General features: G+C 64.8%; 25 protein-coding genes. 18 read left to right on the forward strand and 7 right to left on the reverse strand.

All coding sequences use genetic code 11. The features are described 5' to 3' along the window. Positions 1-236: 236 nt before the first annotated feature. The 3 genes from B7X49_RS07045 (at position 237) to B7X49_RS07055 (ending at position 3230) form a co-directional block, all read left to right on the forward strand. Positions 237-1625, forward strand: a complete 1389-nt coding sequence (locus tag B7X49_RS07045; RefSeq protein ID WP_286704857.1) for an ethanolamine ammonia-lyase subunit EutB — start codon at positions 237-239, stop codon at positions 1623-1625. After that, the gene (gene eutC, locus B7X49_RS07050; RefSeq protein WP_286704858.1) at positions 1615-2400 is read left to right on the forward strand and encodes an ethanolamine ammonia-lyase subunit EutC; all 786 of its coding nucleotides are present in this window, start codon (positions 1615-1617) and stop codon (positions 2398-2400) included. The genes B7X49_RS07045 and eutC overlap by 11 nt, the downstream gene beginning before the upstream one ends. A gap of 131 nt (positions 2401-2531) precedes the next feature. Continuing rightward, entirely contained in the window at positions 2532-3230 is a 699-nt protein-coding gene (locus B7X49_RS07055; protein WP_286704859.1) for a hypothetical protein, read from the forward strand. A 99-nt stretch (positions 3231-3329) separates the two neighbouring features. Here the strand turns inward: B7X49_RS07055 and B7X49_RS07060 are convergent, their stop codons facing one another. After that, a complete protein-coding gene (locus B7X49_RS07060) occupies positions 3330-4022 on the reverse strand; it encodes a glutathione S-transferase (protein WP_286704860.1) in 693 nt (230 codons plus the stop codon). Positions 4023-4251: 229 nt separating this feature from the next. Between B7X49_RS07060 and B7X49_RS07065 the strand changes: the two genes are divergently transcribed. Continuing rightward, complete coding sequence (locus B7X49_RS07065) at positions 4252-5469, forward strand: polyhydroxyalkanoate depolymerase (RefSeq protein WP_286704881.1); 1218 nt, start codon at positions 4252-4254, stop codon at positions 5467-5469. Positions 5470-5518: 49 nt separating this feature from the next. Here the strand turns inward: B7X49_RS07065 and B7X49_RS07070 are convergent, their stop codons facing one another. The 3 genes from B7X49_RS07070 to B7X49_RS07080 form a co-directional block, all read right to left on the reverse strand. Then, the gene (locus B7X49_RS07070; protein ID WP_286704861.1) at positions 5519-5821 is read right to left on the reverse strand and encodes a MoaD/ThiS family protein; all 303 of its coding nucleotides are present in this window, start codon (positions 5819-5821) and stop codon (positions 5519-5521) included. After that, complete coding sequence (locus B7X49_RS07075) at positions 5818-6933, reverse strand: sialidase family protein (protein WP_286704862.1); 1116 nt, start codon at positions 6931-6933, stop codon at positions 5818-5820. The genes B7X49_RS07070 and B7X49_RS07075 overlap by 4 nt, the downstream gene beginning before the upstream one ends. Before the next feature lie 309 nt (positions 6934-7242). Further along, on the reverse strand, positions 7243-7980 hold the full coding sequence (locus B7X49_RS07080) for a GntR family transcriptional regulator (protein ID WP_286704863.1): 738 nt from the start codon (positions 7978-7980) through the stop codon (positions 7243-7245). Positions 7981-8130: 150 nt separating this feature from the next. Between B7X49_RS07080 and B7X49_RS07085 the strand changes: the two genes are divergently transcribed. Together B7X49_RS07085 and B7X49_RS07090 are read left to right on the forward strand one after the other, a co-directional pair. After that, positions 8131-9318 carry an alanine--glyoxylate aminotransferase family protein gene (locus B7X49_RS07085; RefSeq protein ID WP_286704864.1) on the forward strand — a complete coding sequence of 396 codons (1188 nt, stop codon included), beginning with the start codon at positions 8131-8133 and terminating at the stop codon, positions 9316-9318. 75 nt (positions 9319-9393) lie between these two features. Continuing rightward, a complete protein-coding gene (locus B7X49_RS07090) occupies positions 9394-9774 on the forward strand; it encodes a hypothetical protein (protein ID WP_286704865.1) in 381 nt (126 codons plus the stop codon). 12 nt (positions 9775-9786) lie between these two features. On the opposite strand, the gene B7X49_RS07095 is transcribed toward B7X49_RS07090, so the two are convergent. The 3 genes from B7X49_RS07095 to B7X49_RS07105 all read right to left on the reverse strand — a co-directional run bounded on the left by B7X49_RS07095 (position 9787) and on the right by B7X49_RS07105 (position 12381). After that, positions 9787-10533, reverse strand: coding sequence for a hypothetical protein (locus tag B7X49_RS07095; RefSeq protein ID WP_286704866.1), 747 nt, complete (start codon positions 10531-10533; stop codon positions 9787-9789). Positions 10534-10865: 332 nt separating this feature from the next. Further along, positions 10866-11129 (reverse strand): DksA/TraR family C4-type zinc finger protein, encoded by a 264-nt coding sequence (locus B7X49_RS07100; protein ID WP_286704867.1) that lies wholly within the window; start codon positions 11127-11129, stop codon positions 10866-10868. 277 nt (positions 11130-11406) lie between these two features. Beyond that, the gene (locus tag B7X49_RS07105) at positions 11407-12381 is read right to left on the reverse strand and encodes a LysR family transcriptional regulator (protein ID WP_286704868.1); all 975 of its coding nucleotides are present in this window, start codon (positions 12379-12381) and stop codon (positions 11407-11409) included. A 233-nt stretch (positions 12382-12614) separates the two neighbouring features. On the opposite strand from B7X49_RS07105, the gene B7X49_RS07110 reads away from it, so the two are divergent. The 12 genes from B7X49_RS07110 (at position 12615) to B7X49_RS07165 (ending at position 25550) form a co-directional block, all read left to right on the forward strand. Beyond that, positions 12615-12860, forward strand: a complete 246-nt coding sequence (locus tag B7X49_RS07110) for a hypothetical protein (RefSeq protein WP_286704869.1) — start codon at positions 12615-12617, stop codon at positions 12858-12860. Next, positions 12857-14380 carry a sodium:solute symporter gene (locus tag B7X49_RS07115; RefSeq protein WP_286838790.1) on the forward strand — a complete coding sequence of 508 codons (1524 nt, stop codon included), beginning with the start codon at positions 12857-12859 and terminating at the stop codon, positions 14378-14380. The genes B7X49_RS07110 and B7X49_RS07115 overlap by 4 nt, the downstream gene beginning before the upstream one ends. Before the next feature lie 29 nt (positions 14381-14409). Then, on the forward strand, positions 14410-15858 hold the full coding sequence (locus B7X49_RS07120) for an amidase (protein ID WP_286704871.1): 1449 nt from the start codon (positions 14410-14412) through the stop codon (positions 15856-15858). Further along, entirely contained in the window at positions 15858-16166 is a 309-nt protein-coding gene (locus B7X49_RS07125; protein WP_286704872.1) for a cupin domain-containing protein, read from the forward strand. The genes B7X49_RS07120 and B7X49_RS07125 overlap by 1 nt, the downstream gene beginning before the upstream one ends. Before the next feature lie 5 nt (positions 16167-16171). After that, positions 16172-18271 carry a hydantoinase/oxoprolinase family protein gene (locus tag B7X49_RS07130; RefSeq protein WP_286704873.1) on the forward strand — a complete coding sequence of 700 codons (2100 nt, stop codon included), beginning with the start codon at positions 16172-16174 and terminating at the stop codon, positions 18269-18271. Further along, complete coding sequence (locus B7X49_RS07135; protein ID WP_286704874.1) at positions 18268-20031, forward strand: hydantoinase B/oxoprolinase family protein; 1764 nt, start codon at positions 18268-18270, stop codon at positions 20029-20031. The genes B7X49_RS07130 and B7X49_RS07135 overlap by 4 nt, the downstream gene beginning before the upstream one ends. Beyond that, complete coding sequence (locus B7X49_RS07140) at positions 20028-21299, forward strand: ABC transporter substrate-binding protein (protein ID WP_286704875.1); 1272 nt, start codon at positions 20028-20030, stop codon at positions 21297-21299. The genes B7X49_RS07135 and B7X49_RS07140 overlap by 4 nt, the downstream gene beginning before the upstream one ends. 25 nt (positions 21300-21324) lie before the next feature. After that, positions 21325-22200, forward strand: coding sequence for a branched-chain amino acid ABC transporter permease (locus B7X49_RS07145; protein WP_286704876.1), 876 nt, complete (start codon positions 21325-21327; stop codon positions 22198-22200). Next, complete coding sequence (locus tag B7X49_RS07150) at positions 22197-23204, forward strand: branched-chain amino acid ABC transporter permease (protein ID WP_286704877.1); 1008 nt, start codon at positions 22197-22199, stop codon at positions 23202-23204. Before B7X49_RS07145 ends, B7X49_RS07150 begins: the two co-directional genes overlap by 4 nt. Continuing rightward, positions 23197-23925 (forward strand): ABC transporter ATP-binding protein, encoded by a 729-nt coding sequence (locus B7X49_RS07155; RefSeq protein WP_286704878.1) that lies wholly within the window; start codon positions 23197-23199, stop codon positions 23923-23925. The genes B7X49_RS07150 and B7X49_RS07155 overlap by 8 nt, the downstream gene beginning before the upstream one ends. Next, on the forward strand, positions 23915-24628 hold the full coding sequence (locus B7X49_RS07160; protein ID WP_286704879.1) for an ABC transporter ATP-binding protein: 714 nt from the start codon (positions 23915-23917) through the stop codon (positions 24626-24628). The genes B7X49_RS07155 and B7X49_RS07160 overlap by 11 nt, the downstream gene beginning before the upstream one ends. Positions 24629-24887: 259 nt before the next feature. Further along, on the forward strand, positions 24888-25550 hold the full coding sequence (locus tag B7X49_RS07165; RefSeq protein WP_286704880.1) for a putative hydro-lyase: 663 nt from the start codon (positions 24888-24890) through the stop codon (positions 25548-25550). Positions 25551-25738: the final 188 nt, after the last annotated feature.

A 25738-nucleotide genomic window follows, 5' to 3' on the forward strand; every position in this document is an offset into this window, starting at 1 on the left:
AAAACAAGCGCTTGACCCAAAAGAATACAGCCCAGCCCATCAGTATGAAAATAACCTACTGAATTCGCTAGACTTTTAACCGGACAGTAGTGAAAAAAGAAGCAAAAAACTTTTTGACCCTGGGGCGCGGGCGTTGGAACCGGCATGGGCCCACATTAGTGAAGTTTTTTTGGTTCTTTTTTGTTCACAAAAAAGAAGACCTTCCTTCCCCCCAAATTTTCCCCCTATACTCCCGCATGCCCCGCTATTCCGCCATCCTGAGCGGCGAGACCTTCCGGTTCGAAACGCTGAAACAGGTCCTCGCCTGTGCCTCACCCCGCCGTTCGGGCGATGAACTCGCCGGCCTCGCCGCCACATCCGATGCCCAGCGCGTCGCCGCCCGCACAATCCTTGCCGATGTGCCGCTGAAAACATTCCTCAGCGAAGCGCTCATTCCTTATGAGAGCGACGACGTCACCCGCCTGATCATCGACACGCATGATGCAGCCGCCTTCGCCCCGGTCGCCCATCTCACCGTGGGCGGACTGCGCGACTGGCTGCTCTCCTACGAGGCCGATACCCAAGCGCTCCAGGCGCTCGCCCCCGGCCTGACGCCCGAAATGGTGGCCGGCGTCTCCAAGCTGATGCGTAACCAGGACCTCATCGCGGTCGCGCGCAAATGCAGCGTCGTCACCCGCTTTCGCAACACCATCGGCCTGCCAGGCCATCTCTCCACCCGGCTGCAACCCAACCACCCGACCGATGATCTGCGGGGCATCGCCGCCGCCACGCTCGATGGCCTGCTCTACGGCACCGGCGATGCCGTGATCGGCGTCAACCCCGCGACCGACAACGTGCCCAACTGCCTCGCCCTGCTCGACATGCTCGACACGCTGCGCCAGCGCTACGATATCCCGACGCAGACCTGCGTGCTCACCCATGTCACCAACGCCATCGAAATCATGGACCGGCGCGGCGCGGTCGATCTGGTGTTCCAATCCATCGCCGGGTCCGAGGCCGCCAACGCCGGCTTCGGCGTCAGCCTCGCCATCCTCGCCGAAGCGCAGGACGCCGCTCTGTCGCTCGCCCGCGGCACGGTCGGCGACAACGTCATGTATTTCGAAACCGGCCAGGGTGCGGCGCTCTCGGCCGATGCGCATTTCGGCATCGACCAGCAGACCATCGAAGCCCGCGCCTACGCCGTAGCCCGACATTTCAGACCCCTGCTGGTCAACACCGTTGTCGGCTTCATCGGCCCGGAATATCTCTACGACGGCAAGCAGATCATTCGCGCCGGCCTCGAAGATCATTTCTGCGGCAAGCTACTCGGCGTGCCGATGGGGTGCGACGTCTGCTACACCAACCACGCCGAAGCCGACCAGGACGACATGGACACGCTGATGACCCTGCTCGCCACCGCCGGCGTCACCTTCGTCATCACCGTCCCTGGCGCCGACGACGTCATGCTGAACTACCAGAGCCTGTCCTACCACGACCTGCTCTATTTGCGCTCCACATTCGGCGTCCGCGCCGCCCCCGAATTCGAAGCCTGGCTCGATAAAATGGGCATGACCGACCGCCACGGCCGCATCAAACTACCCGAACGCCAGTTCGTGCAACGCCTGATCGGTGCCGATGCCGCCTGAGCCGGACGTCGTCCCCCATCCCTCAGCCGACCCCTGGTCCAAACTCCGCGCGACCACCAAGGCGCGCATCGGCCTCGGCCGGATCGGCGATGCCATGCCGATGCAAGACGTGCTCGCCTTCCAACTCGCCCACGCCAAAGCGCGCGATGCGGTGCACGCCAGCCTCGATGTCGAAGCCCTGCGCGCAGCGCTCGATCTGCCGGTGATCACCGTCCACAGCGAGGCCGCCAGCCGCGAGCAATACCTCCGCCGCCCCGACCTCGGCCGCCGCCTGCATCCCGATTGCCGTCCCCTGCTGACCCCGGGCGACTATGATGCGGTGTTCGTCATCGCCGATGGCCTCTCCGCCACCGCCGTCGCCGCCAATGCCATCCCCACACTCAACGCCGTGCGCCGCCGCCTGCCAAACCTGCGCATCGCCCCCATCGTCATCGCCACCCAGGCCCGCGTCGCCATCGGCGATGATATCGGCGAAGCCCTCAACGCCAGGCTCTGCGCCATCCTGATCGGCGAACGCCCCGGCCTCAGCGTCGCCGAAAGCCTCGGCATCTACCTCACCTACGCCCCCAAACGCGGCTGCCGCGATTCTGCCCGCAACTGCATCTCGAACATCCACACCAAAGGCGGCCTTTCCCATGATGCCGCGGCGGATACCCTCGCCTGGCTGATGCGCGAAGCGCTGCACCGCCAACTCACCGGCGTCGGCCTCAAGGAAGACGCCCAGGCGACACTGCCTGCCGCACCCGAGCCAGGCCCCGCGACCTTGGAAAGCTGAGCCGATTCCAAAACGGACGCCACACAAGCGCCAAACATTACCAAATCATCACCAACCATCCCGGATATTTGTCGCCATCTCGGCGTAGCATCACCACCGGCACACGGTGCCGCACAGCAAAAGGGACCACCATGAAGCGATCCGTCACCGCCAGCCTCGCTGCCGCCGCCGCGGTTCTCACCGTTTCGATCACCGCAGTCGCAGCACCCACCCCGGTCCGCCTGCGCGGCACCATCACCGCAATCACCGCCAACACGCTCACCCTCAAAACCGACGGCGGCAAGACCGAACAAATCGCCATCGGCGGCGATACCCACTACCTCAAAGTCGAAAAATCCTCGCTCGGTATGATCGACAAAAACAGCTACATCGGCACCGCCACCAAAACCGTCGGCGCGCAGTTGATCGCGCTCGAAGTCGTCATCTTCCCGAACGCGCTGCGCGGCACCGGCGAAGGCCACTACGCCTGGGATAAAATTCCTGATACGACCATTTCTGGCGCAACTAAGACCACCAGCACCATGACCAACGGCAGCGTCGCGGCGATCACCACACGCCCGCCCGCCAAAAAAGTCCGCAGCACCATGACCAACGGCGCCGTCGCCGCCACCGCCGCACACGACGGCACCAAAACCCTCACCGTAACCTACCAGGGCGGCCAACAGACCATTCTGGTCCCGCCCACCGCTCCCATCGTCAAATTCGTCCCCGGCACCAAAACCAACGCCGTCACCGGCGCCCACGTCTTCATCAAAGCCAGCGAAACCGGCACCAAAATCACCGCCGGCGTCGTCGCAATCGGTGTCGACGGCGTCACCCCACCCATGTGACCGCATCGATCCTGACGCCGGTGATTTTGCAGTTTGATTCGGTAAGGCGGGGGCTTTGCTCCCTCGATGCCCATGAAGGGCGGGGCCCCACCGCAGCTGCTAAAACTCGAGATCGAGTTCTGTGATCGTATCGGGCTCGGTTTCGGCTTCGGCGATCCATGCGGCCATATCGGGCCAGGCGAAGATGGTTTTGATGTAGGTGGCGCAGACGGGGTCGAGCGGGACGTCGTAGGTTTGGAAGCGGCTGGCGACGGGGGCGAACATGGCGTCGGCGACGCAGGGGGTTGGTCCGAACAGGTAGGGGCCTGGGGAGGCGGCGAAGCAATCGCGCCAGATGGTGGTGATGCGATCGATATCGGCCTGGGCGCCGGACCAGACGGTGAAGCCGGGGCGGTGGGCGCGGATGTTCATCGGCAGGGAGGCGCGCAGGGCGGCGAAGCCGGAGTGCATTTCCCCGCTGATGGAGCGGCAGCGGGCGCGCGAGAGGGGGTCAGCGGGCAGCATGGCGGCTTTGGGGTAGGTTTCGTTGAGGTATTCGGCGATGGCGATGGTGTCCCAGACCGTGACGTCGCCATCGATCAGGCAGGGCAGCAGGATGGATGAGGTGCGCATGAGCAATTCGGCGCGGGCCTGAGGATCGTCGGCGGCGGCGGGTTCGACGATGAAATCGATGCCGGAGAGGCGGGCGAGCAGGAAGCCGCGCAGGCACCAGGAGGAGTAGTTGTGGCTGGAGATGGCCAGGCGTGCCGGGGGTTTCTGGCGTTTCGGGGCGGTTTCATGCTGGGGTGTCATGCCGCGCTTTCCTTTTCGTGAGGTTTCCGTCATGCTCAAAAATGGTTGTGCGATGTCTCATGTTTGACGAAACGATCGGCAAGGTCTGATCAAAGCGGAAAACCGGTGTCGATGCAAAGCACAAATGTCGTGGCGGCGGTTTGCGTGACCGGCGGGGAACCCACTTTACGTTAACGGGAAATTCAGGTTTCCTGGCTAGTATTGTTCGATCGAGAGGCAGCCGATGACCATGTTGTACGACGTCTACCAGACCCAGGAAGACATGATGGGGCCATTCCGGTTCGCCGCGCGGAGCCTGGCGCCGATGGTTGATTTGCTCAGCCCGCCGCGTGCGTTCGGCACGATGGCGCGGGAGATGCGGGCGGCGCTGGAGATTTTCGGCCACAGCGGGATCATGCACAAGCGGCCGGATTTCGGCATTGCCTCGGTCCGGATGGGCAATCGGGACGTGCCGATCATCGAGGAGGTTGCGCACGCGACGCCGTTTGGCAATTTGCTGCATTTTCGCAAGGATAGCGACCGTGTGCAGCCGCGGGTGCTGATTGCGGCACCTTTGTCGGGGCATTTCGCGACGTTGTTGCGCAACACGGTCGAGGTGCTGCTGCAGGATCATGACGTGTATATCACGGACTGGAACAATGCGCGGGACATTCCGCTCAGTGCCGGGCAGTTCGGGTTTGATGATTACGTCGATCACATCATGAGTTTCATGCGCGAGATCGGGCCGGGCGGGCATGTGGTTGCGGTGTGCCAGCCGGCCGTGGCGGTGCTGGCGGCGACGGCGCTGATGGCGGAGGCCGATGATGCGGCAACGCCGCGCACGATGACGCTGATGGGCGGGCCGATCGATACGCGGCGCAATCCATCGAAGGTGAATGCGCTGGCCAAGACGCGCGATATTGCATGGTTCCGCAAGACTCTGATCGCCACCGTGCCGGCGCGTTATGCGGGGGCGGGGCGTGCGGTGTATCCGGGGTTCATGCAATTGGCCTCGTTCGTGTCGATGAATCTGGACCGGCATATCGGGGCGCATCTGCGCCAGTTCCGCTCGATCGTGACCGAGGATGGCGTGAGCGAGACGGCGCATCGGAAGTTTTATGACGAGTATCAGTCGGTGATGGATCTGACGGCCGAGTTCTATCTGGAAACCGTCGAGCGGGTGTTCCAGCGGCATGACCTGCCGACTGGCCGCCTGGTTTGGCGTGGCCAGGCGGTGAAGCCGGCGGCAATCCGCAAGACGTTTCTGTTCACGGTCGAAGGTGAGCGCGATGATATCTGCCCGCCGGGCCAGTCGGTTGCGGCGCTGGATTTGTGTTCGGGTCTGAAGCCGGCGCGCAAGCGCAATCATTTGCAATTGGGCGTAGGGCATTACGGGGTGTTCAGCGGGTCGCGCTGGGCGAACGACATTTATCCGCAGTTGCGCGAGATTATTGCGCTGAACAATTAAGGGTAGTGGCCGGGACGACGAGGGATTGAACTGACAACCGTTCGCCCCGTCATCCCCCGGCGATCGCCGCAACAATCAGCAGTACCTCGTCCCCGCGCGCCACCGCCTCCGGTAGCGGTTCATCCAGCGGGTGATGCGAAAAATCCCGCTGGCACGCGAAAAACCGAATGAACTTTCGCCGCCGCTGCGTTGTTCCATCGCGGATCATGCCTCGCAACACCGGATGCGCTGCCTCCAGCGCATCGAGCACCGCTGCCAGGGTGACCGCGCCGTCAACCGCCACGACCACATCGCGCGGCAATCCTGCGACCACCGAAAGGCCGGACGGCAATTCCACGCGCACCGCGCTCACGGCAGCGTCTGTACCTCGACCGAAAGTACCGCCGGCAGGTTCTGCACGATCGCCTGCCAAGTCTCCCCAGCATCGGGCGAGACATAGACCTGCCCGCCGGTGGTGCCGAAATAGATTCCGCACGCATCGAGCGTATCGACCGCCATCGCATCGCGCAGCACATTCACGTAGCAATCGCGTTCCGGCAGACCCTTGCTCAGCATTTCCCAATCGCCGCCGCCGCTCCGGCTACGATAGACCCGGAGCTGCCCATCGATCGGGTAATGCTCCTGATCGCTCTTGATCGGTACGACATAGAGCGTTTCTGGCTCATGGGCATGGACATCGATCACGAAGCCGAAATCGGTCGGCAGGTCGCCGCTGATCTCGTACCAAGTCTCGCCCGCATCGTCCGAGCGCATCACGTCCCAGTGTTTCTGCATGAACAACCGGTTCGGGTTGGACGGGTGCAACGCGATATGATGCACGCAATGCCCGACCTCGGCCGCCGGATCGGGGATGTATTGCGACCGCAGACCCTGGTTGATCGGCCGCCATGAGGCGCCGCCATCATCGCTGCGAAACGCGCCGGCCGCGGAAATTGCGGTGAACAGGCGCGCCGGGTTGGCAGGATCGAGCAGGATCGAATGCAGGCACATGCCGCCGGCGCCCGGCTGCCAGGTCGCGCCGGTGGTGTGCCGGCGCAGGCCCGATAATTCCTGCCATGAGGCGCCGCCATCGCTCGATTTGAACAGCGCCGCGTCCTCGACCCCGGCGAACACCGTATCCGGGTCCGACAGCGACGGCTCCAGATGCCAGACCCGGTTGAACTCCCAGGGGTGGGCCGTGCCGTCGTACCATTGGTGCGTCCCGGCCAGCCCATCGTAGATGAACTCCTTGCCGACCGCGCTCCAGCTTGCGCCGCCATCGTCCGAGCGCTGCACCATCTGGCCGAACCAGCCTGACGATTGCGACGCGTAGATCCGCTGCGGATCCGCCGGCGAGGCTTTCAGATGATAAATCTCCCACCCCGGGAAATGTGGGCCCGAAACCGCCCAATTGCGCCGCGCGCCATCCGCAGTCAGAATGAAAGCGCCTTTGCGCGTGCCGACAAGAACACGAACCTGGCTCATGATCGCCGTCCCCCCCTGCGCTGGGGTAAAATGCTGCGATCATCGGTGTCAACGGAAATCGTGGTGCGTTCGAGTCTGAAGGCGATTTCGTTTGACTGCGTCTTATTTGTTATTATACCGTAACCATATGGAGCGGCGGGCGATAGGGCTGACAGTGCCCCAAGTCCGAAGCCCAGATTAACAAAAGTTTTTTGCTTCTTTTTTACAAAAAAGAAGACTCAATCTTTTTCCCGCCCTACTTTGCCTTCAAAGATAAGTGCATTATACTAAATCTTGCACCGGATTGCATGCAAAATTGACGGGTAGGTTTCAGTCGGGCTGGGCGGCTTGTGGTTCGGTCAGGTGGCTGATGACGGCGCGGTGTTTATTGCGGAGGTGTTGGAACAGCAGGTCGCTGAGTTCGGTGCCGGCGCGGCGGTGCAGGGCATCGAGGATGGCTTCGTGTTCGCGCACGGCTTCGCTCCAGCGGTCGCGTTTGCGATCGAGGTTGGCGGCGTAGCGGATGCGGCGGATGCGGTTGGCGAAGCCGGCGTAGCTTGTGGTGAGCGTATCGTTGCGGGCGGCTTCGACGATGTGATTATGGATGGCCTGGTTGCACTGGAAGTAGCCGTGCAGATCGCGCCGGAGGTAGCTGCCGTACATTTGGTGGTGGAGGTGTTCGATGGCGGCGACTTCATCGTCGGTGATGCGTTCGCAGGCGAGGCGGCCGGCGAGGGCTTCGAGGCCGCCCATCAGGTCGAGCAGTTCGGCGATGTCTTGTGCGGTGAGGTGGCGCATGCGGGCGCCGCGGTTGGGCAGCAGGTCGATCAGGCCTTCGGCTGCGAGGACTTTGAGGGCTTCGCGCAGTGGGGTGCGGGAGATGCCGAGCATTTCGCAGAGTTGGCGTTCGGGCACGCGTGCGCCGTCCGCGAGGTTGCCTTCGACGATGTAGTCGCGCAGGCGGACCAGCACTTCGTCGTGCAGGGAGTTGGCGCGCGGCGGGGCGGCGCTTTCGGGTGGTTTTGGTTCGGTGTGGGGCGCCTTGTATTGGGCGATCGCGCTGGTCATTCCGAAGGTGATAATCCATTACTTGCCGATCGTCGATGAGATTCTGAATGCAAAGATAACTTGTTTTGTCATAAAATAAATGCGATGTCTTCGGGATGAACGACCGGCGGTATCAGTCACTGGCGGTTTGAGTCGGATGAGGAGCACGCCATGTCGACACCACAAGGTCATCATTTTCTACAGATTCCAGGCCCGAGCCCGGTGCCCGAGCGGGTGCTGCAAGCTATGCACAAGCAGATCATCGATCATCGGGGGCCGGAGTTCGGGCGGCTCGGCCGGGATGTGCTCGCGGGGTGTCAGGCGATTTTCCAGACCGCCAACCCGGTGATCATTTATCCGTCGTCGGGCACTGGCGCGTGGGAGGCGGCGATCGTGAATACGCTGTCGCCGGGCGATCGGGTGCTGATGGTCGAGACCGGGCATTTCGCGATGCTGTGGCAGAAAATGGCGGCGCGGTTTGGCCTTGAGGTCGATTTCATCAGGGGCGATTGGCGGCATGGCGTCGATCCCGCCGCGATCGAGGCGAAGCTGGTTGCGGACGCCACACGGTCGATCAGGGCGGTGATGGTGGTGCACAACGAAACCTCGACCGGGGTGCTCAGCCGCATCCCGGATATCCGCGCCGCGATGGATCGGGCGGACCACCCTGCCCTGCTGCTGGTCGATACGATTTCATCGCTCGGCTCAGCCGAGTATCGGCATGACGAATGGGGCGTCGATGTGACGGTCAGTTGCTCGCAGAAAGGCTTGATGCTGCCGCCCGGGCTGGGGTTCAACGCGATTTCGGACAAGGCGCTGGACGCCTCGCGCCGCAATACGATGCCGCGCTCGTACTGGGATTGGCAGGAGATGCTGAAACCCAATGCGAACGGGTTTTTTCCGTCCACGCCGGCGACCAGCCTGTTGTATGGGCTGCGGGAATCGATCGCCATGCTGCTGGAGGAAGGGTTGGAGCGCGTGTTTGCCCGCCATGAACGGCTGGCCGCCGCCACCCGCGCCGCGGTGAACGCCTGGGGGTTGGAGATTTTGTGCCTCGAGCCGGCGGAGTACTCGCCGGTGCTGACCGCCGTGATCATGCCGGCCGGGCACGATGCCGATGCGTTCCGCAAGATTGTGCTGGAGCGCTATAACATGTCGCTCGGCTCGGGGCTGAGCCGGGTGGCGGGCAAGGTGTTTCGCATCGGGCATCTGGGCGAATGCAACGAATTGACGCTGCTCGGCGCGTTGACCGGGGTCGAACTCGGGCTTGCCGCCGCCGGGGTGCCGCATCGGCCGGGCGGGGTGGCCGCGGCGATGGCAAATCTGGCCGGGCGCAATGCCGATCCTGCGGTGCCATAGCGCTGACCCGATCGGGCCATAAAATTGCCGCGCTCCGGCAGCCCTATGGCAGTCTGACTGGAGCGGAGACCGATCATGGACAAGTTGACGATGAGTGTGCTGGGCGCGATTGCCGGTGTGGCGGTGGCGGGCTCGGCACAGGCAAGCACCGCGGTGGATGGTGGCGGGGCCAATGCAACGGCGGGCGTTTCGTCGTATGCTGATCTGCTGGCGCCGATTCCAAACGCCGCGGCGCTGCTCAAGGCGGAGGATGCGGCGCATAGTGCTGCGCCGCACATCGAACTGGCGCAGGCCTATCTGCAATTCCAGTATGGTCCCCCGCCGCCGCCGCCCCCGCCGTATTACGGGTATCCGGGCCCGTATTATCAACATCATCATCACCACCATCACCGCTACTATCGCCCGCAGTATCACCACCACCACCATCATCATCATCACGGGTATGGCCGGGGCTGAAGCGGCCGGCGGTCACCCCGGCTCGCCACCAGTTTTTTCGGTGCGGGCTTTTTCGATGGCGGCACGCAGCAGCCGGCGGTAGGTGGCATCGAACACCGTGTCGCTCGCGGATAGCCAACGGGAATCGGCACCCAGCGTGTCGCGGCTGGCGTGGATGCGCCGGCCGCGCAATTCGCGTTCGGCGGCTTCGTCCTCGGTCATCGGGACCAGGGCGAAATCGGGCGTGGTCGGCAGGAACAGCATCTGCATGAACGGCTCGCCGGGGCGGAAGATGTGGGTGACACCCGCCGGTGGCGCCTTGAACACCACGAAGGAAATCATCGGCCACCAGCTGGTGCGCAATAGGGCGGGGACGGCGAGCGGCACATCGTCCGCCGCACTCGTGTAATAGCGCGGATGCGGCTCGGTGCGGATGGCGATATCGTCATCCACCATCAGATCGAGCAGAAGCTGGTAGGTGTAGTAGCCATCGCCGAAGGAGCGGAACGGCGGCCATTGCAGGTCGGGGTCGGGCGCGGCGCCGAAATCGCCGTCGAGCACGACGTGGCCGTCACGGCGCGAAACCCGCAATTCGGTGTCGTAGGGGTAGAACAATTCGATGCCGTATTGCGCGCCCTCGACGAAGGGCATGCAGTGCCAGGCCTGTTCCAGCGAGCCGTCCTGGCGGGGTTGTGCGACGCCGCCCCAGCCCGGCACGATGAGCTTGGTCCGCCTGGGCGCGAGGCGGGGTTCGAACAGGCGGTATTTGACGATGGTCATGGCAATCTCCCTGGATGCACGGTTTGGGCACGGCGCCGGCGATCATGACCAACGACGCGGGGATGGCAATTTTTGGGCAGGCATGGTGGGGCGAAGCAAGGTAACACGCGCAGCCGCACCTGTCCGCCGGGCTGGATAAGTGAGGCAGCGCCCTCCTGTTACCTGAAACTCGGGGGTTCTAAGGGCCCAGCCCTTAATGGGGGTCGAAGGGGCGGAGGAGCCGAAGGTTCCAGCGATGCTCTTCATCGCTGGAATGGCTCCGGAGGGAAAGCCCCCTGATCTTGCTTACCCGGAGCGCCAAACCCAACCCCGCATCAACCGCGTTCGCCGGGCTATTTGAGCTGGCTGTCTTTGCTGCCGCGTCGGTTGAAGCCGATGTTGGTCGGGCGTTGGTCGGCGGCGGACTGGCAGGCGATGCAGGTTCGCACGCCGGGCACTGCGTTGCGGCGCGCCTGTGGGATTTCTTCGCCGCATTCGACGCAGTGAGTCTGACCTGTGCCGGTCGGCATGCGCGCGCGGGCGCGCATCACTTCGTCCTTCACGGTATCGTCGATCTGATCCTGAACCGCCCCGTCCGGAGCCCAACCGTTTGCCATTGCCTTTGTCCGACCTGTTCGATGTCTCGGTCGATCAACATGGGGCGGACGCGGCGCGTTGGGAAGCCCTGGCGGCCGTTGGTTCCGAAGCCTGGTGCCATGTAGGAGGGTAAGGGGTAGCGCTTCTTTTTTGTAAAAAAGAAGCAAAAAACTTTTTGACTCTGGGGCACGGGCGTTTTCAAAGACACGGGCCCAGATTAACAAAGTTTTTTTGCTTCATTTTTGTTCACAAAAAAGAAGATTTACTTTTCCTTGTTCGTCAGCGCCGTCGCGTTATTCAATCATGCGCGGCATGCAGCGGGAACAGCAACTCCCCATGCCGTTCCGGCGTCGCCACCGCAAACCGTGCGGGGCCGAGGCGGGCGAAGAATTCGTGCACGATTTCGATGAAGCGGCGCACGAACATCGGTTTATGGGCGCCGTAGATATCGACCACCTGCAGCGCCGGTGCGGCCAGATCGTCCGACAGCGGCACGCGGATCAGCCCGGGCGTGTCGTCGAGGCCGGTGTTGAGCGGGCGCATGTTCAGGATCGACATGCCGAAGCCGGCGGCGACGGCGCAGCGGACGGTTTCGTAGGACCGCGTGCGCAGGCTGATCGTGGGCCGGCGGGATACGTGGTTGAAGAGGTTGAGCAGGTAGTGCCCGGTGTGTGGCAGGTCGAGCAGGATGAACGGGTTTTCGACCAGATCTTCGAGCGAGACCCGTGCCCGTCCGGCCAGCGGGTTGCCGCGGGCCAGCACGGCGTGGGCCGGCAGGCGGCAGATCGGCGTGCTGCTCTGGCCGAGGTCAGGGCCGATATCGTAGGCGAGGGCGAAGTCGACCGCGCCGGTGGCGAGCCAGTTGGCGAGCTGGACGTGGTCGCCTTCGAGCAGGGAGACTTCCGCAGGTCCCATGATGTCGAGATAGCGGCGGATCACGGTGGGCATGAACATCGCGCCGAACGGTTCGAAGCAGCCGATGCGGATATGCGCGGGCATGCCCGATGATTGTTGTTTGACGGCGCGATCGAACGCATCCGCGCTGGCAAGCAGGGCGAGGGCCTCGCGGACGAAACTGCGCCCGCTCGGCGTGGGTGCGAGGCCGATGGCGGGGCGGCGATCGAACAGGCGGGTGCTGGCGACGTGCTCGGCGGCATCGATCGCGGCGATGATCGAGGATTGGGAAATCGCGAGATGGCGCGAGGCGGCCTGGACACTGCCGTGTTGGGCCACCGTGCAGATGTAGCGCAATTGCCTGATCGACAGATTCATGGGTGACGCAATCCGGAATGATGTCTGCGTGTTCAAACAATAAATAACACAATTAGCGATAAAAAATATATTTTATGATGGGGTCGGTTTCGGCCTATCGTCGGGATCATGATGGGTTGGGGCCGATGCTCCGCCGGTCCAACAATCTGACCGACGCCGGTCCGCGAAACCAGACTTTGTCCGACCAGACAACGATGTTTTCATGCGCGCAGCATGCGCGACGGGGGGCGACGATGGCGATTTCAGCGACGACGACAGCGGAATACCCAGGCTGGATCAAGATTTGGTTCGGTCTCGATGCGGTGCTGGCCTTGTTCCCGCCGCTCTACTGGGCGGCGAGCGGGCCGCAGCCGGCACCGCTCGGTCTGCCACTGGCGGTGCTGTATTTTTCGGTGACCGGTCTGTGCATCGCGTGCAGCATTGTCGTCGCCTATCTGATCGAGAGCCGCGACGGTAATTTTACGGGTGGCACGCCATGATCATCACCTTCGGTCTGATCGCGGCGTTTTTTGTCCTCGTCATCGCAATCCTGCAGTCCAGCTATCGCAAGGATCGGAATTTCACCGATTACGCGGTCGGCGGGCGTTCGTTCGGGCCGCTCTATCAGGCGATGTCGTTTCTGAACACGTGGTATCCCGGTGCGATTTTCATCGCCTTCGCGGGGCTGACGGTGGCGGGTGGGGTGATCGGGTTCTACCTGCTCTCGTACAGTCTGCTGACCATCGTGCTGATGTATCTGATGGCGCGGCGGGTGTGGATGTGGGGCAAGGCGTTCGACCTGCGCACCCAGGCGGATCTGTTCTCGTTGCGCTACGAATCGCATCATATCCGAACCCTGGCCGGCGTGATCGGCATTATTTCGAGTTTTCCGTGGCTGGTGCTGGGGATGCAGGCGCTCGGGGCGCTGTTTCAATACATGTCGCTGCAGTCGCTGAGTTTCACGACATCCGTGCTGCTCGGCGTGGTAGTGCTGGTGGTGCGTCAGTTCTGGACGATCCGCATGGGGATGCGCGGCGTGGTGATTTCGGACATGGTGCAGGGGATTGCCGCGTATCTGCTCGGCACGGTCATTATCATCGGCCTGCTCGCCTGGCTGGTCGGCGTCAAGCATATCGGGTTCGGCGCGGTCGCGCCGGCGAAATTCGTTATCCCCGGCCAGGGTTCGAAAATGGGCGGGCTCTATCTGTTCGCGCTGGTGTTTACCGGCACGGTCGGCGGTTGGTGCTGGCCGAATATTTTTGTCCGCCTGTTCACCGCCGATGGGGTGCGCAGCGTCAAGCAGGCGGCGGCGTGGGCGATCCCGCTGTCGTTCGTGTTCTGCACGCTGTTTCTGATCTTCTGTCTGCTGGCGTCGGTCTTGCCCGCGGTGGCGGCGCATCCCGATGATGTCTGGTTCATCGCCAGCCAGCAGGCGGGCGGGCTGGTGCTGCTGGCGCTGGCGGGTGTGGTGGTGTTCGCCGCGACGATGGGTAATGTCGATGGCACGATCCAGGCGAACGGCGCGCAGATCGCCAATGATCTGATCGGCAATTACTGGACGCTGAGCCACAAGCAACTGGTGTTCGGTGCCAAGATCGGCATGTTGCTGATCACCGTGCTGGCCGCCTGGACGGCGTGCCTCAAGCTGCCGACGCTGTTTACCCTGGCGGTGATTGCGTATCAGGGGATCGTGCAGCTCGCGGTGCCGCAATTCCTGGGCGTGTTCTGGCGGCGTGGCAACAAATACGGCGCGATCGGCGGCATGGTGGTCGGCTTCGTCACCGCGATCGCGCTGGAGATCGGCTCGCCGGGCTCGATCGGCGCGCTCGATGGCCTGACCTCCGGCGTGGTTGCGCTGGCGCTTAATCTGGTCATCTATGTTGGCTGTGCCTATCTGATTCCACAATCGGAGAGTGAGCGGCGTCGCGTCGAGCGGCTGTTCGCGATGACCAGGGTCGGTGCCGCCGACATCATGGCGCCGGGCGAGGTGGAGGCGGGTGTGGCGATTGCGGAAGCCTGAACGGCATCAAACGGGAGATCGGCACGCGAATGGATATCACCGGCGCATTGAAACCTTACGCAAACCCGCTCGATGACGCCGATGCGGTGTGCCTTATGTCGGCCACGGCGCTCGTCGCCGCATTCCGGGCGGGGCAGCTCTCGCCGGTCGAGGCGGCGCGGGCCGCGCTGGCGCGGGCTGAGCAGATCCAGCCGCAATTCAATGCGTTCACCTTGATCGACCATGAGGGCGCGCTGGACGCGGCGCGGCAGTCCGAAGCGCGCTGGCGGGCAGGGGCGCCGCTTGGGCCGCTCGATGGTGTGCCGGCAACGATCAAGGATATCGTGTGGGTGGCGGGGTGGCAGGCGCGCTATGGCTCGCTGGCGCCATCGCTGACGCCAACGGAGGATGCGCCGGCGGTGGCGCTGCTGCGGGCGGGCGGCTGCGTGCTGTTCGCGCAGACGGCCACGCCGGAATTCGGCTGGAAGGCGCTGACCGACAGCCCGGCGTCCGGCATCACGCGCAATCCGTGGAACGCGGCGCTGACGCCGGGCGGCTCGTCCGGCGGCGCCGCGGTGGCGGCGGCGACCGGGGCGGGCGCGCTGCATCTGGGCTCGGACGGCGGCGGCTCGATCCGGATTCCGGCGGCGTTCACCGGCATCGTCGGCCATAAGCCGACCTTCGGCATGGTGCCGGCCTATCCGGCCAGCGCGTTCGGCACGGTGGCGCATATCGGGCCGATGACCCGCACGGTCGAGGATGCCGCGCTGATGCTCGATGCGATGTCCGGCCGGGATCTGCGGGATTGGTATCAGAACACCCAGGGCTACGCGCCGAGTGCCGGGCAGGCGCCGCGCGATCTGGCGGGTCGGCGCATCGGCGTGTGGGCCGAGCCGGCGCAAGGGGTGGTCGACAAGGTGATCGGCGCGGCGTTTGCTGCCGTGCTGGCGCGGCTCGAGGATGCGGGGGCGGTGCTGGAGCCGGTGCGCCTGCCGGGGGAAGACCTGCTCGGGATGTTCCAGGTGTTGTGGTTCGCCGGTGCGGCGGCGCGGCTGCGGGCGGTGCCGGAGAGCGCGCATGGCGCGATCGACCCTGGGTTCCGCGCGATCGCGGCGATCGGCGCTGGGTATAGCGCGGCGGATTACATCGCGACCAGCGGCAGGCGCGCGGCCTATGGTTCGGCGTTCGATGCGTTGATGACGCGGTTCGATGCTCTGGTTTCACCGGCGACCGCGGTTCTGCCGTTCGCGACCGGGCTCGAAGTGCCGCCCGATCGCGGCATGACGCGCTGGACCGAATGGGCCGGGTTCAGTTTTCCGGTCAATCTGGCGCAGGCACCGGCCTGCGTCGTGCCGTGCGGCATGTCGCCGGATGGGCTGCCGATCGGTGTGCAGTTGGTGGGCGCGCGCGGTGATGATCGGACCGTGCTGGGGCTGGCCGCTGCATTGGCCCCGCAGGGCGCGCTGCCCGCAAATTCAATCCCGACAGGAGCCTTGTGATGACCCGCCCCGCCGCCGTGCCGACCGTGCAGATCGACAACGACATATTCAGGGTGACCGAATGGCGCTTCGCCCCCGGTGCCGCGACCGGCTGGCATCGCCACGGGCTCGATTACGTGGTCGTGCCGATGTCGACCGGGCGGCTGCTGCTGCGCGAGCCGGGTGGTGCCGAGCGCCATGCTGCCCTCACCGCCGGGGTCAGCTACAGCCGCTCGGCCGGCGTCGAGCATGATGTGATGAACGACAATGATGGGGAGTTCGTGTTCATTGAAATCGAGACCAAGCGGACCGAGGGTGACGCGTCCTGACCGCCGTGCCGCCGCCCTTGGGTGAGGCGGATCAGACCCGGCTCGCCGTCGATATCGGCGGCACCTTCACGGATTTCGCGCTGCGCCGCCACGGCGTGGTCACCACCGCGAAAATCCTGACCACGCCGGATGCACCCGAGCGCGCCGTGCTCGAGGGCTTCGATGCGATGCTGGACAGCGCCGGGATCACCCCCGGAGACATCGATCTGCTGGTGCATGGCACGACGCTGGCGACCAATGCGATCATCGAGCGCAAGGGTGCCGTCACCGCGATGATCACCACCGCCGGGTTCCGCGATGTGCTGGCGATGCGCAACGAGAGCCGCTACGACCAGTACGACCTCGGCATCACGCTGCCGGCGCCGCTGATCCCGCGCCATCTGCGCCTGACCGTGCCGGAGCGGATCGATCATGCCGGGCGAATTCTTGCCCCGCTCGATGAGCAGGCGGTGATCGATCTGGTGCCGCGCCTGCGGGCGGCGGGCATCGAAAGTCTCGCGATCGGGTTTCTGCACGGGTTCACCAATCCGGTGCACGAACAGCGCGCGGCCGCGCTGATCGCGGCGGCGTGGCCTGATCTGCCGATCTCGCTCGCCTCGGTGGTCGCACCGGAAATCCGCGAGTGGGAGCGGTTTTCGACCACCGCGGCCAACGCCTATCTGCAACCCTTGATGGCGCGCTACCTGCATCGGCTCGATGCCGGATTGCGCGCACGCGGGCTCGATGCGCCGATGTTCCTGATGCTATCGGGCGGCACGCTGACCACGGTGGAGACCGCCGCGCAGTTTCCGATCCGGCTGGTCGAAAGCGGTCCGGCGGGCGGTGCGCTGTTCGCCGCACGGATCGCGCAGGCCGCCGGGCTCGACCGGGTCGTGTCGTTCGACATGGGCGGCACTACCGCGAAGCTCTGCCTGATCGATGATTTCCGGGCGACCACCGCGCGCAGTTTCGAGGTGGCGCGGATCGGCCGGTTCATGAAGGGATCGGGGCTGCCGCTGCGGATTCCGGTGATCGAGATGGTCGAGATCGGCGCCGGGGGCGGCAGCATCGCCGCGGTCGATCCGCTCGGGCGCGTCACCGTCGGGCCGGACAGCGCCGGGGCCGATCCAGGCCCCGCCTGTTATGGGCGGGGTGGCGCGAACCCCTGCGTGACCGATGCGAACCTGGTGCTCGGCCGCTACGATCCGCTGGGATTTGCGGGTGGCGCGATGCCGCTCGACGATGCCGCCGCACGGCTCGCCCTGCGTACCACGCTCGGCACCAAACTCGACCTGAGCGATGGCATGGCCGCCCTGGCGGTGCTCGAGACGGTCGATGAAGCCATGGCCAATGCGGCGCGCGCCCATGCGATCGATGCGGCGACCAGCCTGCCGGGACGCACCCTGATCGCGTTCGGCGGCGGCGGCCCGGTGCATGCGACGCGGATTGCCGAAAAACTCGGGATCGACCGGGTGCTGGTGCCGCGCCACGCCGGGGTGGGCAGCGCGATCGGGTTTCTGCACGCACCGGTCGGGTACGAGGTGGTGCGCAGCCTGTATCAGCGGCTCGATCATCTCGATCTCGACCTGGTCAACGCCTGGCTCGATGACATGCAGCGCGAGGCGGTCGCGACGGTCGAACCCGGCCGCTTTGGCGCACCGGTCCGCGAGACGCGGAGTGTGGCGATGCGCTACGTCGGCCAGGGGCACGAAATCATGGTCGGATTGCCGCCCCGCCGCCTTGATGCGTCGGATATCATCGCCCTGCGTCATGGTTACGAGGCCGAATATGCGCGAATCTACGACCGGCCGGTGCCGGGATCGGCGATCGAGATGATCAGCTACGTCGTCTCGATCGAGACCATCATGGACGAAGCGGCGGCGCGCCCGGTCGAGCCGGTGCCGCATGACGCGAGCCCCATCGGGCATCGCCTGGTGCGCGACAGTTTCGATGGGAGGGAATCCGATTGGTCGCTCTATGAGCGCGCGGCCCTCGCCCCGGGTGCGCGGCTGCGCGGACCGGCGATCGTGCAGGAGCGCGAGACCTCGACGCTGCTCGGCCCCGGCTGGTCGGGCATGGTGATGGCGCAGGGCTGGATCGACCTCGTGCGGGATGGTGCGGCATGAGTGACGAAGCGGCGCAGCTCACCGCCATCCGCCAGCAGATCATGTGGCGGCGGCTGATCGCGGTGGTCGAGGAACAGGCGCAGGTGATGATCCGCACCGCGTTCAGCACCACGGTGCGCGAGGCGGGAGATCTTTCGGCCGGGGTGTTCGATTGCGCCGGCCGGATGCTGGCGCAGGCGGTGACCGGCACGCCGGGCCACGTCAACGCGATGAGCGAAAGCGTCGGGCATTTCCTGCGAAAATTTCCGGCCGCCACGATGCGCCCGGGCGATCACTACATCACCAACGACCCCTGGCTCGGCACCGGCCATCTGCATGATTTCACCGTGGTGACGCCGGCATTCCGCAACGGCGTGATGATCGGGCTGTTCGCCAACACCGCCCATGTGATCGATGTCGGCGGCCTCGGCATGGGGGCGGAGGCGCGCTCGGTGTTCGAGGAGGGTTTGTTGATCCCGATCGTGCGCTGCTTCGAACAGGGCCGCCCGAGCGAGATTTTTTTCGATATCCTGCGCGCCGGCACCAGGCTGCCGGTCGAATTGGAAGGCGACATCTATTCGCTGTGCGCCTGCAACGATGCCGGGGCGCGACGGCTCAACCAGATGCTCGACGAATTCGGCCTCGATGGGCTGGACCCGCTCGCCGACTTCATTTTCGAGAGCAGCCTGCGCGCGACCGAGGCGGCGATCGCGGCGGTGCCGCAAGGAACCTATCGCGCTCGCATCAATTCGGATGGCTACGAGGCGCCAATCAGCCTCGCGGCCTCGATGCAGGTGGGTGAGGGCAGCATCACGGTCGATTTCACCGGTACCTCGGCACCTTCGTCACGCGGCATCAACGTACCCGCCGCCTATACCCGCGCCTATGCGTGTTTCGGCATCAAGATCGTGATCGCGCCGGACATTCCGAACAACTGGGCCAGCCTGCAACCGTTCCGGATGGTGATCCCTGATGACTGCATCCTGAACGCGCCGCACCCGCGCCCGGTCGCGGTACGCCACGTGATCGGCCAGTTGCTGCCCGATCTGATGATGGGCTGCCTGCATCAGGCAATTCCCGGGCGGGTCGCGGCTGAGGGGTCTTCCTGCCTGTGGAACCCGCCGTTACGCGGCGGCGCGCTGGTCTCAGGGCACGATGCGGATGCGGCTCAGCCGAACCACGCGCCGCTGCCGGATTTTGAGGTCATCACGTTCAATTCCGGCGGCACCGGCGCGCGCCCCGGGCTCGATGGGCTGGACGCGACCGCGTTTCCTTCCGGCGTGCGGACCATGCCGGTCGAAATCACCGAGACGGTCGCGCCCATCGTGTTCTGGCGCAAGGAGTTGCGCCCCGACTCCGGCGGTGCGGGGCGGATGCGCGGCGGTCTCGGCCAGATCATCGAAATCGGCGCGCGCGATGATCAGGAATTCGCCTGCAACGCGATTTTCGACCGGATCGACAATGCGCCGCGCGGGCGCGATGGCGGGCATGAGGGCGCGGCCGGCCGGGTCGGGCTGGTTTCGGGTGCCGCGCTGCGGGCCAAGGGGTTGCAGATCATTCCGCGCGGCGAGCGCCTGCGGCTCGACCTGCCGGGCGGCGGCGGCATGGGCGATCCGGCGCTGCGCGATCCTGCGCATGTCGCTGCCGACGTGCATGATGGCATGGTGACGCGGGAGGCCGCCCGCCTGGTTTACAAAGTCGCGATCGACCCGTCCGGCGCGGTCGATCCGGATGAAACGAGTTCACTGCGCAGCATGATCGAAGGAGATCGAGCCCCATGACGATTGAGACACCAGCCGTAGGACGCCGCACCGTGCTGGGAGCCGCGGTCGGCGCCGCGGCACTGACCTCCGGCCCCGCCCTTGCCGCAGCGCCGCCCGACATTCTGGTCGGCGCGGTCTATCCGCTCAGCGGCAACGCCGCACCCATCGGCAACGATGCGCGCGTGGCGCTCGAAACCGCCGCCGCGATCATCAACGGCCATCACGACGTGCCGATGCTGCTGGGCCAGGGCGGCGGCTTGCCGGCGCTGGGCGGTGCGAAGATCAAGCTGATCTTCGCCGATAGCCAGAACAGCCCGCAGATCGCCCAGAGCGAGGCGGAACGGCTGATCACCCAGGACAAGGTGGTCGCCATCATCGGCAGCTATACCAGTGCCACCGCTGTCACCATCAGCCAGATCTGCAACCGCTACGAAATTCCCTATATCTCGGCGGAGAATTCGGCACCGAGCCTCAGCGAACAGGGGCTCACCTGGTTCTTCCGGCCCTCGCCCACCGATATCGGCTTCACCAAATCGATGTTCGATTTTTTCGCTTGGATCGGGGCCAAGACCGGCCGCAAGGTCCGCACCGTCGCCATCGTGCATGAAAACTCGGTGTTCGGCACCGGCAGCGCGAAAATTCAGGTGGCGATGGCCAAGGTAGCTGGCATCAAGGTGCTGACCGATATCGCCTATCAGGCAAGCACACCCTCCCTCGCGGTCGAGGCGGCGCGGCTGCGGGCGGCGAACGCGGATGTGCTGATGCCCTCGTCGTATACCAACGATGCCATCCTGCTGGTCCGCTCGATGCACAATGTCGGCTACACGCCCAAGGCGATCATGGCGCAGGATGCCGGCTTCATCGACCCCGCCTTCATCGCCGCCGTCGGCCCGCTCGCGGAAGGGGTGATGAGCCGGTCGAGCTATGCGAGCGACGCCGAAAAAACCCGCCCGGCGATTCCCAAGGTGAACGCGCTGTATAAATCGGGCACCAAGGGCAAGGATCTGGACGATCTCTCGGCCCGCGAATTCACCGCGCTGCAAGTTCTGGCCGATGCGATCAACCGGGCCGGCTCGACCAAGAACACCGCCTTGCAGGCCGCGCTCAAAACCACCGACATTCCGGGCAATCAGACCATCATGCCCTGGAAAGGCATCAAGTTCGACGCGACGGGCCAGAACATTCTGGGCAATCCGGTGATCCAGCAATATCAGCACGGCCAGTGGCACACGGTCTTTCCCGCCGATGTCGCGACGGCCGACGCGATCTGGACCATCGGGACTTGATGGCCGCAATCAAGGCCAGGGGCGCATGACGGCGTCCCTGGTGATCCAGGTCGCGATCGGCGGGCTCCTGATGGGGCTGATCTACGCGCTGGTCGCGGCCGGGCTGTCGCTGATTTTCGGGCTGATGAACATCGTCAATTTCGCGCATGGCGAATTGCTGATGGTCGCGATGTACGCGGCCCTGCTGCTGCATGATCATCTGCACGTCGGCCTGCTGCTGCAACTGCCGATCGTGGCCGCGCTGCTGTTCGGCGTCGGGGTAGCGATCTATCGCGGCCTGATATCGCGCGCGCTCGGCGTGCGGTTCAACAGCGGCATGGTGCAGATTTTCATCACCTTCGGCCTGTCGATCTTCCTGGTCGGGCTCGCGCAATTCATGTTCGGCAGCGATTTCCGCACCCTGAACGACGGGGCGATCAGCACGGCGACGGTGGCACGCGGCCCGATCGTGCTGCCGGTGTCGCAGATCGCGGCGGGCGGCGTCTGCCTGCTCGCCTTCGCGGCATTGGCGCTGATCTCGCGCACCGAATTCGGCCGCGCGCTGGAAGCGACGCGCGAGGATCGCGATGCGGTCGCGCTGATCGGGATCGATCGCGATCACATCTTCAGCCTCGGCTGGGGCATCGGCGCCGCGACGGTCGGCATCGCGGGGGTCATGCTCGCGAGTTTCTACTATATCGCGCCGAGCGTGGGCACCAGTTTCGCGGTGATCGCCTATATCACCGTGGCCCTCGGCGGGTTCGGCTCGCTGCTCGGCGCGCTGGTGGCCGGCCTGGTGGTGGGTCTGGTCGAGGCGTTGACCGCCCTGTTCATCGATCCGTCGCTGAAGGAGATCGGCATTTTCGCCCTCTATGTTTTGGTGCTGATGGTCCGGCCGCGCGGCCTGTTCGGCCGGCAATGACCGACGCGGCGGCGCACACCATCGAAACCCGCCGCCGCACCCAGTTGCTGGTCGGCGCCGGCCTGCTGGTGGGTCTGATCATTCTGCCCTTGCTGGTCCCCTCGCCCTACTGGCGCGGCCTGATGGTGCTGGTGCTGCTCTACGCCGGGCTCAGCCAGGGCTGGAACGTGATGGGAGGCTATTGCGGGCAGATCTCGCTCGGCCATGCGCTCTATTTCGGCCTCGGCGCCTATACCTCGACCCTGCTGTTCACCCGGCTCGGCATTCCACCCACCATCGGCCTGGTCGCCGGCGGCGCGCTGGGCGGGGCGGCGGCCCTGCTGGTCGGCTGGCCGTGTTTTCGCCTGAGCGGCCATTACTACGCCATTGCGACCCTGGTGTTCGGCCTGATCGGGTTGCTGCTGATCGAAAATTGGGACTGGGTCGGCGCTGCGGAGGGCATCACCATTCCGTTCCGCCATCAGAGCTGGATCGATCTGCAGTTCCGCATCGCCGTCCTGCCGTTCGACTATGCCATGCTCGCCTACGCTTCCCTCGCGTGGCTGGTCGCCTGGCTGGTCGAAGGCTCGCGCTGGGGCTTCTACTGGCGCGCGGTCAAGGATGACAGCATCGCCTCGCGCAGCCTCGGCGTCCGGGTGTTTCCGAGCAAGATGGCGGCCGCCGCGATCAGCGGTGCGATCACCGGCGTCGGTGGCGCGCTCTATGCGCAATATATCGGCTTCATCGATCCGCCCAGCACGTTCGGCCTGTCGCTCTCGGTGTTGATCGCGCTGCCCGCCGTGGTCGGCGGGGTCGGCACGCTGTGGGGACCGCTGCTCGGTGCTGCCGTGCTGATTCCGGTGCAGCAAATCTCGATCGCCAAGCTCGGCGGCGCTGCCGGCGGGGTCGATCTGATGATCTATGGCGGGCTGATCCTGGTGCTGGCCCTGGTCCGGCCGCAGGGGCTGATCAACCTGTTCGGCATTCGCGGTGCCGCTGGCGATGCGGTGGTCGACAATGGCTGAACCGCTGCTGGAAATCCGCGGGGTCAGCAAATCCTTCGGTGGCGTCGCCGCCAACGTGGACATCAGCTTCAGCGTCACCGCCGGTGAAATCCTCGGCCTGATCGGCCCGAACGGCGCGGGCAAGAGCAGCCTGTTCAACAGCATCGCCGGCGAGGTCACGCCGGACAGCGGCAGCATCCGGCTCGATGGTACGGTGATTTCGGGTCTCGGACCGGTCACCTGTGCGGCGCGCGGCATCGGGCGCACCTTTCAGGTGGTGCGCAGTTTCGAGTCGATGACGCTGCTCGAAAACGTCATGGTCGGCAGTTTCCTCCGCCACCGAAACACCAGCACCGCGATGACCCAGGCGCTCGATGTCATCGGCTTCTGCGGCCTCGCCGCGCGCGCCGACGTGCCGGCGCATGACCTGACCCCGCCCGAGAAACGCCGCCTCGAAGTGGCCCGCGCGCTCGCGACCGAACCGCGCCTGCTGCTGCTCGATGAAATCCTGACCGGCCTGACGCCCACCGAGGCGCAAGCCGGCGTCGACCTGATCCGCGCAGTGCGCGCCCGCGGTGTCACCATCATCATGGTCGAGCACGTGATGGAGGTGCTGCTGCCGCTGATCGATCGCGCCGTGGTGCTCAACCTCGGCCGCAAACTATGCGAGGGCACGCCCCAGTCAGTCGTCCGCAACCCCGATGTGATCCGCGCCTATCTCGGTGACCGGTTTGTCGCCTGAACCCCTCCTGCACGTCTCTCACCTCACCGCCGCCTATCGCGGCCTGCGCGTGCTGCACGGTATCGACATCGAGGTCGCCGCCGGCGAAATCGTCGCGGTGATGGGGGCGAACGGCGCGGGCAAAAGCACCCTGCTGCGCGCCATCGCGGGACAGATGCCCACCGGCGGCACCATCCGCTTCGCAGGCACCGATCTGGCCGATCTGCCCGCCCACCGGATCAACCGGCTCGGCGCAGTGCTGGTGCCGGAGGGTCGGCGCCTGTTCGGCGGCCTTTCGATCGAGGACAATCTACGCCTCGGCGCCTACGCAAGGCGCGGCCCGGACCGGTTCAAACCGCTCGACCTGGTGTTCGAATTGTTCCCCCGCCTGCAGGAACGCCTGAAACAACGCGCCGAAACCCTATCCGGCGGCGAACAACAAATGCTCGCGATCGGCCGCGCCCTGATGACCAACCCACGCCTGCTGATGCTCGATGAACCAAGCCAGGGCATCATGCCGCGCCTGGTCGACGACATCATGGACGCCGTGCAACGGATCAGAGGCCTCGGCGTCACCATCCTGATCGTCGAGCAGCGCCTGGTCGAAACCCTGGCGATCGCCGATCGCGCCTACGTGCTGCAAACCGGCCGCGTCGTCATGGCCGGCCCCGCCGCCACCATCGCGGCGAACGCCGACGTCAGGCGAGCGTATCTTGGCATGTGATGGCGGCTGGTTTTGAGTGGTGCTTGAAGTAAGCAAGATCAGGGGGCGTTGCCCCCCGAACCCCCCACTAAGGGCTCAGCCCTTAGAACCCGCTAGTTTTAGGGGTAGGGAGGGCGGCTGCCGGACCTTGAAACGGTATGGTCTGGACGCCCTCCCTACCCCTAAAACTAATGGATTTTAAAGGCTCCGCCTTTAACGGGGTCCAGGGGCAGAGCCCCTGGCCTTGCTTCCTTCAAGGCCACACCCAAAGGCGGCCGATATGGCGGGCGAGTTCATGCTGTTCTGTCAGCGCAACCCGAAGCCGTGTCCGGTGCTTGCCATTACCGCGCCGGGCGAGGTTGGTCTGCCGCAACTGGGTGCCGATATCGATCTGCGGACCGATCTGCCGGGTTATCGGGTCTGGCAGCATGGCGCGCTGGTGGCGGAGCCGGATGATCTGGCGGCGTATTGGCGCGATGATTTGGTCGCTTTCGTGATCGGTTGTTCCTACACGTTCGAGACGGCGCTGCGGGCCGCGGGCATCGGGCTGCGTCATGTCGAGCAGGGTACTGAGGTGCCGATGTACCGCACCTCGATCGATTGCGTGCCGGCCGGCCGCTTCCATGGCAGGCTGGTGGTCTCGATGCGGCCGCTGAAGCCACAGGATGCGATCCGCGCGGTGCAGATCACCAGCCGCTACCCCGCCCTCCACGGCGCACCCGTGCATATCGGCCTGCCAGGCTCGATCGGCATCGAGGATCTCGACCAGCCGGACTACGGTGCGAAAGCGCTGATCCGGCCCAATGAACTACCGGTATTCTGGGCTTGCGGTGTCACCCCCCAATCGGTGCTCGCCGCCAGCCGCCTGCCTTTCGCGATCACCCATCGGCCGGGGCGGATGCTGGTGCTTGATGTTGCGGATGAGCAGTATGCAATTATGTGACGAAGGCTAAGTAAAGGCGTTCTTTTTTGTAAAAAAGAACACTGCCGTCCGGCTTAGCCGGGATTGTTAGCATATAACAGTTTGATTTGATTTAGTTTTCCGGCATTTTGTGGGTGGTGTCGATTTGAATTTTGATCTGGCACTTTTCGGTTTGGACCGAGGAGTCGCCCGTTATGAACACCGGCAAG

Origin of the sequence: Acidiphilium sp. 34-64-41, assembly GCF_002282635.1 — a bacterium.
Taxonomy (GTDB): Bacteria; Pseudomonadota; Alphaproteobacteria; order Acetobacterales; family Acetobacteraceae; genus Acidiphilium; species Acidiphilium rubrum.

Excerpts from the sequence above, each read along its gene's own strand:
- eutC (WP_286704858.1), top strand. The coding sequence starts at position 1,615 with ATGCCGCCTGAGCCGGACGTCGTCCCCCATCCCTCAGCCGACCCCTGG.
- B7X49_RS07085 (WP_286704864.1), top strand. The coding sequence starts at position 8,131 with ATGTCGACACCACAAGGTCATCATTTTCTACAGATTCCAGGCCCGAGC.
- B7X49_RS07100 (WP_286704867.1), bottom strand. The coding sequence starts at position 11,129 with ATGGCAAACGGTTGGGCTCCGGACGGGGCGGTTCAGGATCAGATCGAC.
- B7X49_RS07045 (WP_286704857.1), top strand. The coding sequence starts at position 237 with ATGCCCCGCTATTCCGCCATCCTGAGCGGCGAGACCTTCCGGTTCGAA.
- B7X49_RS07075 (WP_286704862.1), bottom strand. The coding sequence starts at position 6,933 with ATGAGCCAGGTTCGTGTTCTTGTCGGCACGCGCAAAGGCGCTTTCATT.
- B7X49_RS07060 (WP_286704860.1), bottom strand. The coding sequence starts at position 4,022 with ATGACACCCCAGCATGAAACCGCCCCGAAACGCCAGAAACCCCCGGCA.
- B7X49_RS07105 (WP_286704868.1), bottom strand. The coding sequence starts at position 12,381 with ATGAATCTGTCGATCAGGCAATTGCGCTACATCTGCACGGTGGCCCAA.
- B7X49_RS07080 (WP_286704863.1), bottom strand. The coding sequence starts at position 7,980 with ATGACCAGCGCGATCGCCCAATACAAGGCGCCCCACACCGAACCAAAA.
- B7X49_RS07110 (WP_286704869.1), top strand. The coding sequence starts at position 12,615 with ATGGCGATTTCAGCGACGACGACAGCGGAATACCCAGGCTGGATCAAG.
- B7X49_RS07145 (WP_286704876.1), top strand. The coding sequence starts at position 21,325 with ATGACGGCGTCCCTGGTGATCCAGGTCGCGATCGGCGGGCTCCTGATG.
- B7X49_RS07135 (WP_286704874.1), top strand. The coding sequence starts at position 18,268 with ATGAGTGACGAAGCGGCGCAGCTCACCGCCATCCGCCAGCAGATCATG.
- B7X49_RS07055 (WP_286704859.1), top strand. The coding sequence starts at position 2,532 with ATGAAGCGATCCGTCACCGCCAGCCTCGCTGCCGCCGCCGCGGTTCTC.
- B7X49_RS07125 (WP_286704872.1), top strand. The coding sequence starts at position 15,858 with ATGACCCGCCCCGCCGCCGTGCCGACCGTGCAGATCGACAACGACATA.
- B7X49_RS07150 (WP_286704877.1), top strand. The coding sequence starts at position 22,197 with ATGACCGACGCGGCGGCGCACACCATCGAAACCCGCCGCCGCACCCAG.
- B7X49_RS07090 (WP_286704865.1), top strand. The coding sequence starts at position 9,394 with ATGGACAAGTTGACGATGAGTGTGCTGGGCGCGATTGCCGGTGTGGCG.
- B7X49_RS07140 (WP_286704875.1), top strand. The coding sequence starts at position 20,028 with ATGACGATTGAGACACCAGCCGTAGGACGCCGCACCGTGCTGGGAGCC.
- B7X49_RS07120 (WP_286704871.1), top strand. The coding sequence starts at position 14,410 with ATGGATATCACCGGCGCATTGAAACCTTACGCAAACCCGCTCGATGAC.
- B7X49_RS07065 (WP_286704881.1), top strand. The coding sequence starts at position 4,252 with ATGTTGTACGACGTCTACCAGACCCAGGAAGACATGATGGGGCCATTC.
- B7X49_RS07115 (WP_286838790.1), top strand. The coding sequence starts at position 12,857 with ATGATCATCACCTTCGGTCTGATCGCGGCGTTTTTTGTCCTCGTCATC.
- B7X49_RS07095 (WP_286704866.1), bottom strand. The coding sequence starts at position 10,533 with ATGACCATCGTCAAATACCGCCTGTTCGAACCCCGCCTCGCGCCCAGG.
- B7X49_RS07155 (WP_286704878.1), top strand. The coding sequence starts at position 23,197 with ATGGCTGAACCGCTGCTGGAAATCCGCGGGGTCAGCAAATCCTTCGGT.
- B7X49_RS07165 (WP_286704880.1), top strand. The coding sequence starts at position 24,888 with ATGGCGGGCGAGTTCATGCTGTTCTGTCAGCGCAACCCGAAGCCGTGT.